The organism is Mycetocola reblochoni REB411 (assembly GCF_900163835.1).
Taxonomy (GTDB): Bacteria; Actinomycetota; Actinomycetes; order Actinomycetales; family Microbacteriaceae; genus Mycetocola_B; species Mycetocola_B reblochoni.
Window position 1 is genome coordinate 1 of record NZ_FUKR01000045.1, and the last position, 7584, is coordinate 7584.

A 7584-nucleotide genomic window follows, 5' to 3' on the forward strand; every position below is an offset into this window, starting at 1 on the left:
GTCCCCGCCCCGAGCAGACGCCCCGCCGATGCGGAGGCCCGACGGTGATCGGCGCGGGACGGGGTGGGCGGCCCGGGGGCCAGGTTGCGGAACGTCGTCGGCGTGCGGCACCGGCGGTGTCACTCTCCTTCGGTGGGGGGCTCGGGACTGCGTTGCCTCATGCTACAGGGACGTCCGCCGCGGCGGGGGCCTCCGGGGCAAGCGCACAGCTGCGGATCGGCCGTCGCGCGCGCCACGGCCGGGCGGTAGTGTCGCGACCATGCTCGACCACGACGCCCCCCGGCCAGCCGACGCCGCCGACGCGGCTGCACCCGACCTCACCGCGGCACCGCTTCCGCGCGCCACGATCGGGGCCGCGCTCAACCGGACGCTGTGGACGCGTGCCTATCAGCTGCGCGGACGGGCCAGCGAAAGCGAGTTCTGGTGGTGGATGCTCGTGAACGCGGCGGTGCTGCTGCTGCTCTGCGTCGTCGTCCCCCTTCTGGCGGGCGCCGGCTGGGGCACGCTCCCCCTCGGGCCGGTCGGCTCGCCACTCTTCGGCGGCGGGGAGGTCGCCTCCTGGGGCGTCGCGGGCGCGGACGTCCCTGCCGTCGCCGCCGTGTCGATGGTCGTGGCGGGGCTCTGGACGCTGGTGACGCTCGTACCGAGCATCACCGTCGCGGTCAGGCGGCTGCACGACTCGGACCTGCCCGGGCCGTGGGTGCTGATCGCGCTCCTCCCCTTCGGGGCGATCGTTCTGATCATCCTGCTCCTGCGCTCACCGCGGGTCGCCGGCGCGCGCTTCGACGGCTGAGACCGGACGGCCCGGATCGGGGGCTGACGGTTACACCGCGAACACAGTCCCGAAACACGACCCTGCTGTCCTGGACGTGGCCCGCGCCGCGGGCACCGAAAGGACAGAATGCCGAACCCCCACACCCCCCGGCGACGCTCGCGACGCCCCGCCCTCGTGTCCGCCCTGCTGACCGTCGGCCTCGCCGCCGGCACGCTCGTCGCCGTCGCGCCCGCGGCCCACGCTCTCACCCCCTCGGCCGGGTGGGCCGAGCTGGAAGGCCGGATCGACGCGATCGTCGACGAGGCCGCCGCGGACGGCGTCACCCTCGGTGTCAGCGCCGAGGACCTCAGCGGCCTCTACGGCGCGGGGACGATCGACGCGGGCAGCCAGGAGCCGGTCAAGGCGGCCAGCGTCATCAAGCTCCCGCTGCTCGCCCTGCTCATGGACGAGGCCGATCACGGCAGGCTCAGCCTGGACGAGTCGGTGACGATCCCCGCGGGCAGCTCCAACATCGTCGGCGGCGCCGGGACCCTCCAGGGCCGGCAGTTCCCGCTCGACATCACCGTCCGCGAGCTCATGGAGCTCATGGTCCAGGTCAGCGACAACACCGCCACCAACGTGCTCATCGACCGCGCCGGCGGCTTCGACCGCATCAACGCGTACATCGAGGGCCTCGGCTACGACACGCTCTGGCTCGGCCGCAAGATGATCCACACCGCGACCCCTCCGCTCGGCGAGAACTGGATCAACGCCGCCGAGGTCACCGACCTCATCGCCCGGCTGTACCGGCACGACATCCTCAGCGCCTCCTCAAGCGAGCACATCATCGGCCTGATGAAGGGGCAGCTGGTCAACACCAAGTTCGGCGCCGTCATCCCGCGCGAGCACCTGGCCAACAAAACGGGCGAGCTCGGCGACGTATCGCACGACAGCGGCATCATCCTGCTCGACGGCCACGAGGTGGCGCTGACCGTGACCAGCTCCTACGCGGCCGGGCGCTCGCAGACCGAGGTCAACCGCTACGTGCAGCGCGTGGCCTCGACCGTGTACGGGTTCCTGCAGGAGCCCGTCGAGGAGGAGATCCCCGCTCCGACGATCGGCGTCTCCGACGAGTGGCCGGAGCTGTCCGATGCCATCCAGCCGGTCATCGACGAGGCGCGCGCCGCCGGGGTCGACGTCGGTGTCGCGGTCAGGGACCTCTCCGGCAGCTACGACGACCGCGCACTGTTCCTCGGCAAGCTGGACAGGTACACGACGGCGAGCACGATCAAGCTCGCGCTCGCGGCGACCGTCATGACGCAGGTGCAGAGCGGCGAGCTCGACCTCGACGACGTCGCGACGATCACCGAGGACGAGCGCTACGGCGGCAGCGGCGTGCTGAAGGACCGCGCGTTCCCCCAGGACGTCACCGTCGGCGAGATGCTCGACCTCATGGTGACCGTGAGCGACAACACCGCCACGAACAAGCTCGCCGACGTGGTCGGCGGCGTCGACCGGATCAGCGACGTCATCGCCGCGGCGGGGATCTCGGCGGGCGACCTGCACTTCGGCCGCAAGATGTTCGGGCCGGTCGTGCCCAGCTGGGGCGACGTGTGGCTCACCCCCGTCGGCATGGACCAGCTGCTGACCTCGTTCTACCGCATCGCGGAGAGTGACGACGAGGCGGCGACGCCGAGCGCACGGAGCGCGCAGGACTACCTGACGCCGGAGTCGGCGCGAACCATCATCGGGCTGATGCTCGACCAGCAGGTCAAGACGAAGCTCGGCGCCAGCATCCCCGCGGAGGTCCTCGCGCACAAGACCGGCGAGAACGACACGGTCAGCCACGACGTCGGGCTGCTGCTCGTGCCGGGCCAGGAGCTGACGCTGTCGGTGTTCACCACCGCCGGCGAGGGCTTCAGCGGTGACCTGCAGGCGACGGCGAACCCGTACGTGCAGCGGATCGGCGCGATCGTGTACGAGTACGTCCTCGCCACCACACCGGACGACGGGTCGGAGACGCCGGGTGCAACGCCGACGCCGACACCCGAGCCGACCTCGGGCGCGACGGAGACGCCCGCACCGACGGCGGACGCCGACTCCACGACCGGCCCCGCGGCCGCGGGTGGCGGGAGCGACGGCACGCTGGCCGACACGGGAGCGCAGGGGACGGGAGCACTGCTCGGCGTGCTCGCGGTCCTCGTCCTCGCCGGTACCGCCGGCCTGATCGGCGCCCGGCACCGGAGGTCCAGGGGCTGAGCCGAGGGCCACGGCCGCCGAGGGGCGGGGAGCGTCGGCTCCCCGCCCCTCGGCGTCGCGGTGCACCCGCCCGGCCCCGCCCGGCCGCGCCCGATCACGGACATCGTCGTCCGGTAGCCGGCCATCGCCGGCCGCGGGACGACCGGCGGCTCAGCCCAGGCGGGCCAGGAAGCGCCGGGTCTCCTCGTGCTGTGGGGCGTCGAAGATCTGCTCCGGCGTGCCCTGCTCGACGAGCCTGCCGTTCTGGAGGAACACGACCCGGTCCGCGACCCGGCGTGCGAAAGACATCTCGTGCGTCGCCATGAGAATCGTCGACCCCGCCGCCTTCAGCTCGCCGACCAGGTCGAGAACCTCGCCGACCAGCTGCGGGTCGAGTGCGCTCGTGATCTCGTCCAGCAGCAGGAGCTCGGGCTCCGTCGCCAGCGCCCTGGCGATCGCCACGCGCTGCTGCTGGCCGCCGGAGAGACGGTCGGGGTACTCCGCCGCCCTGTCGCCGAGCCCGATGCGCTCGAGAAGCTCCCTCCCCCGCGCCTCGGCACGCGGGCGCGACCAGCCGAGCACGTGCCGGCCGGCGAGGGTGACGTTGTCGAGCACGCTCATGTGCGGGAACAGGTTGTAGTGCTGGAACACGACGCCGATCCGGGCGCGCACGCGGTCCGCGTTCACCCTGGGGTCGGTGATGTCATCCCCGGCGAGGAAGATCTGGCCGTCGTCGACGCGTTCCAGCAGGTTGACGGTCTTCAGCAGCGTCGACTTGCCCGAGCCCGAGGCGCCGATGAGCACGACGACCTCGTGCCGCGCGACGTCCAGGTCGATGCCGTCGAGGACGGGCTGCTCCCCGTACCACTTGACGACGCCCTCGACCCGGAGCACCGGTTCGTTCGCGGTCATACGGTGCCTCCGATCTGCTCGCGCCGACGCGCGCGGGCGCTGTACCAATCGGTGAGCCGGATCATCGGCAGCGAGAGCAGGATGAACAGCACGCCGGCGACGACGTAGGGGGTGAAGTTGTAGCTCGACGCCACCAGGATCTGCGCGGACCGGATCGCGTCCACCGCGCCGAGCACGGAGATGAGCCCGACGTCCTTCTGCATGGACACGAAGTCGTTCATCAGGGCGGGGGTGACCTTGCGCACCGCCTGGGGCATGACGACGAGGCGGAGGGTCTTCGCGTAGCCCAGGCCGAGCGACCGGGCCGCGAGTCGCTGCGAGGGGTGCACCGCCTCGATGCCGGCCCTGAGCACCTCGGCGACGTACGCCGAGTAGCAGAGGACGAGCGCGATGGCTCCCCAGAACTGCGCGGGCATCCGGCCGAAGATGTCCAGGCCCGGGATCCCGAAGCCGACGAGGTAGAGCACCAGCAGCAGCGGCACGCCACGGAAGATGTCCGTGTATGCCCCGGCGAGAATACGGACGGGCGTGAACAGCGGACCGCGGAGCGTCCGCGCGATCGCGAGCAGCGAGCCGAGCACGGCGACCCCGACCACGGCGATCGCGAGCACCTGGATGTTCGTCCACAGGCCGACGAGCACCGTCGGAAGCGACTCCCAGGCGACCTGCGGGTCGAAGAACGACGCCCGCACCTGCTCCCAGCCGGGGCTCGCCGTCAGCGCGAGCCAGACGAGGACCGCGAACACCAGCGTCGAGCCGACGCTGATGAGCACCGAGCGACGGTTCTGGGTCCTCCGGTAGCGCACGCGCCCCTGCTCCACGGCCGAGGGCTGCCGCTGTCCCTCGCCCGCGGTGATCCGATCCACCACCCGCGCTACTTCAGGACGGGGACGTCGGCGTTATCGTCGATCCAGGTCGTGGCGAGCTCGTCGAGCGTGCCGTCCTCCCTGAGCTCGTCGACGGCCGCGGACACGGCGTCGGTCAGGGGCGAGTCCTTCTCGAGCAGGAAGGAGAGCTCGTCGCCGCCCGCGGTGGAGTCGAGCTGTCCGACGAGCACGCCGTCGTCACCCAGCTGGCCGCCGTAGGCGATGTAGAACGCGCCGGGCAGGTCGGTGACGATCGCGTCGATCTGGCCGGCACGCTGCGCCTGCACGGCGTCGTCGATGCTGTTGAAGATCGACGGGTCGTTCTCCGGGGCGATGATCTCGTTGACCGTGTCGAGTGTGCTCGTGCCCGCCGCGACACCGAGGTTGAGTCCGGCCAGGTCGGCGAGGCTGTCGGCGTCAGCCGCCGCGCTGTCCGAGGTCGTGACGACCGCCTGGGTGGTCGTGTAGTACGGCGTCGAGAAGTCGACGGCCTGGCGGCGCTCGTCCGTCGCGGAGAACTGCTGGATGTTCAGGTCGAAGTCCTTCGGGCCCGGCGCAATGACCGTGTCAAAGGGGGTGCGGATCCAGGTGACGTCCTCGGCGGCGAAGCCGAGCTTCTCGGCGACCGCGTAAGCCACGGCCGCCTCGAAGCCCTCGCCCGAGGCGGGGTCGTCGTTCTCGACCCACGGCGAGTACGCCGGCTCGCCCGTGGCGATGGTGAGCACACCGGGGGTGACCGTGTCGAGGGCGTCGGGACCGGTGGTCGCGGCGTCGTCGCCCGTGCCGGAGGCGCACGCGGAGAGAAGGAAGAGGGACGCCACTGCTGCGGTGGCGCCGGCGATACGGCTGATGCGGGTCATCGGAGTCCTCGGGATGCGAAGGGAGGTTCGGGGTCGTCACCGATCCTATCGGCGTCCCGCGACCGACCGCGGAGGGGCCCGACACCGGGCGTCACGGATTCACCCCCCGTGCGAGGGCCGGGGCCCGGCGTCGTCCTGGCCGCCGTCGAGCCCGCCGTCGCCGGCGAGCTCCCAGTCGTCGAAGCTGAACCCGGGGCTGACGACGCAGCTGCAGAGCACCCCGGTGTCCTCGGGGGCACCGGGTCCGGCGACGGGGACCGAGCCGGGGACCGGACGGGAGCGCTGCCAGGTTCCGGCGGGCACGAGCAGCTGCACCTGGGCCCCTGGCGTTCCCGGTGCAGCCAGGCGCACGACCCGTGACGGCTCGGGGGCGGCGCCGTTCCCGGCGAGGTCCACGTCGAGGGCGGCCGGGCCGTGCCACAGCCAGACCTCGTCGGAGACGACCCGGTGCCAGGCGGCCTCCTCGCCCTGGGCGAGGTAGAACAGGATCGCCGTCGCGGTCGGCCGCGTCCCTCCCGCCGTGCCGACGGGAACGGTCGAGGTGTACAGCCGCCGGTACCAGCCGCCCTCCGGGTGCGCGCTCAGCCCCAGCTCGACGGCGCGATCCGGCGCACTCACGCGGAATTCCCGCTGAGCTGGCGGCCGGAGAGCACGGTCATCACACAGCGGCCCTCCCCCGCCTCGACGAGCTCGGCGAGGGCGTCCGCCGTGTCCACCGTGTCCACCTCGAAGCCCGCGAGGTCGGCCGCGGCGCCGACGGCGAGCTGGCCGATGCGGGCGGGGCCGGCGTGCGCGCCCACGGCCGTCGCACCGCCGAGCGTCGCGGCCTGCAGCAGCCGGGCGTGCAGGTCGGCCTCCGCATAGCCCTGCTGACGGGCGATCCGGTACAGGGCGGCCACGTCGGCCATGAGGTCGAGGGACGGCGACGACGCCAGGGAGTCGGTCCCGACGGCGATCGCATTGCCCTCGGCCAGGTAGGCGGCCACGGGCGGCATGTCGAGCCCGATCACCTCGTTCGAGCGCGGGCACAGCGCGACGCTCGTCCCCCGCGCCCGCAGCAGCGCCCTGTCCTTCGCGTTGACGTACACGCCGTGGGCGATGTGGCAGTCGGGGCCGAGCACGCCGAGGTGGTCGACGAACTCGGTAGAGGAGATGCCCACCCCTCGCCCACGCAGCGCACGGAAGCTCTCCGGGCGCTGCGCCTGCCAGTCGACCGCGGCGAGGCCGTCGCCGTTCTCCATGTGGGCCTCGGCGAGGTGGATGTGCAGCCGCAGGCCGTGCTCGCGCGCCACGTCGGGCACCTCGAGCAGCGGGGTGATCTCCAGCGAGTAGGGCGCATGCGGCGAGACGCCCACCGCGGGGGGCGTCGGCACGGCCGCCAGCTGAGCGACGAGGCGGTCCCTGCCGCCGTCGCCCCAGTCGGCGTTGTTCAGCCCGTAGACCTCCCAGTAGGCGGCGCCGTGCATGCCGGCGTCGTGCAGAGCGGACGCGGCGGCCGGGTCGGTGACGACGTCGGCTGCCGCCGTGACGCCCGCGGCGAGGCTCCGCCTGGCGCCGTCGGCCGCCGCCGCACCCCAGTCGTGGCCGCCCGCGCCGTAGGCCGCGTCGAAGGCATCGCCCCAGTCGTCGAAGCCGTGGTATCTGCCGGTCGCCACCGACGCCATGCCGGTGTACTGCAGGTGGGTGTGGGCGTTGACCAGTCCGGGGACGAGCACGCCGGACAGGTGCCGTTCCTCTGACTCGAGTCCCCTGTCGTGCAGGGTCTCCCTCACCCAGCTCCGCTCGCCGACGTGCAGGATGCGCCCGTCGCGCACGGCGACGGCACCGTCGCGCACGGGAGGACCCGTGACGGGGAGGATGATGTCGGCCGAGAAGAGTGTGACCGGTGCGTTCATGTGGACTCCGATGCGAGGGGTGGGACGTCGGGGGCGTAGCGGTGGGCACGCCAGTCGTC

General features: G+C 72.5%; 7 protein-coding genes. 2 read left to right on the forward strand and 5 right to left on the reverse strand.

Features of this window, described 5'->3' with window-relative positions; all coding sequences use genetic code 11:
• Positions 1-259: 259 nt before the first annotated feature.
• Entirely contained in the window at positions 260-793 is a 534-nt protein-coding gene (locus tag FM119_RS08015; RefSeq protein ID WP_121657533.1) for a DUF805 domain-containing protein, read from the forward strand.
• Positions 794-901: 108 nt separating this feature from the next.
• Positions 902-3013, forward strand: a complete 2112-nt coding sequence (locus FM119_RS08020) for a serine hydrolase (RefSeq protein ID WP_087137159.1) — start codon at positions 902-904, stop codon at positions 3011-3013.
• A 150-nt stretch (positions 3014-3163) separates the two neighbouring features.
• Here the strand turns inward: FM119_RS08020 and FM119_RS08025 are convergent, their stop codons facing one another.
• The 5 genes from FM119_RS08025 to FM119_RS08045 form a co-directional block, all read right to left on the reverse strand.
• Positions 3164-3904 carry an amino acid ABC transporter ATP-binding protein gene (locus FM119_RS08025; RefSeq protein ID WP_087137160.1) on the reverse strand — a complete coding sequence of 247 codons (741 nt, stop codon included), beginning with the start codon at positions 3902-3904 and terminating at the stop codon, positions 3164-3166.
• Positions 3901-4770, reverse strand: coding sequence for an amino acid ABC transporter permease (locus FM119_RS08030; RefSeq protein ID WP_245827386.1), 870 nt, complete (start codon positions 4768-4770; stop codon positions 3901-3903). The genes FM119_RS08025 and FM119_RS08030 overlap by 4 nt, the downstream gene beginning before the upstream one ends.
• Before the next feature lie 8 nt (positions 4771-4778).
• Positions 4779-5630: an ABC transporter substrate-binding protein gene (locus FM119_RS08035; protein WP_087137162.1), complete on the reverse strand. Its 852-nt coding sequence runs from the start codon at positions 5628-5630 to the stop codon at positions 4779-4781.
• A 99-nt stretch (positions 5631-5729) separates the two neighbouring features.
• Positions 5730-6248, reverse strand: coding sequence for a cupin domain-containing protein (locus tag FM119_RS08040; RefSeq protein WP_087137163.1), 519 nt, complete (start codon positions 6246-6248; stop codon positions 5730-5732).
• On the reverse strand, positions 6245-7525 hold the full coding sequence (locus tag FM119_RS08045) for an amidohydrolase family protein (RefSeq protein WP_087137164.1): 1281 nt from the start codon (positions 7523-7525) through the stop codon (positions 6245-6247). Before FM119_RS08045 ends, FM119_RS08040 begins: the two co-directional genes overlap by 4 nt.
• Positions 7526-7584 lie beyond the last annotated feature (59 nt).

Bases quoted from the DNA above. Each gene is read 5' to 3' on its own strand.
- FM119_RS08015 (WP_121657533.1), top strand. From the start codon at position 260: ATGCTCGACCACGACGCCCCCCGGCCAGCCGACGCCGCCGACGCGGCT.
- FM119_RS08025 (WP_087137160.1), bottom strand. From the start codon at position 3,904: ATGACCGCGAACGAACCGGTGCTCCGGGTCGAGGGCGTCGTCAAGTGG.
- FM119_RS08045 (WP_087137164.1), bottom strand. From the start codon at position 7,525: ATGAACGCACCGGTCACACTCTTCTCGGCCGACATCATCCTCCCCGTC.
- FM119_RS08020 (WP_087137159.1), top strand. From the start codon at position 902: ATGCCGAACCCCCACACCCCCCGGCGACGCTCGCGACGCCCCGCCCTC.
- FM119_RS08035 (WP_087137162.1), bottom strand. From the start codon at position 5,630: ATGACCCGCATCAGCCGTATCGCCGGCGCCACCGCAGCAGTGGCGTCC.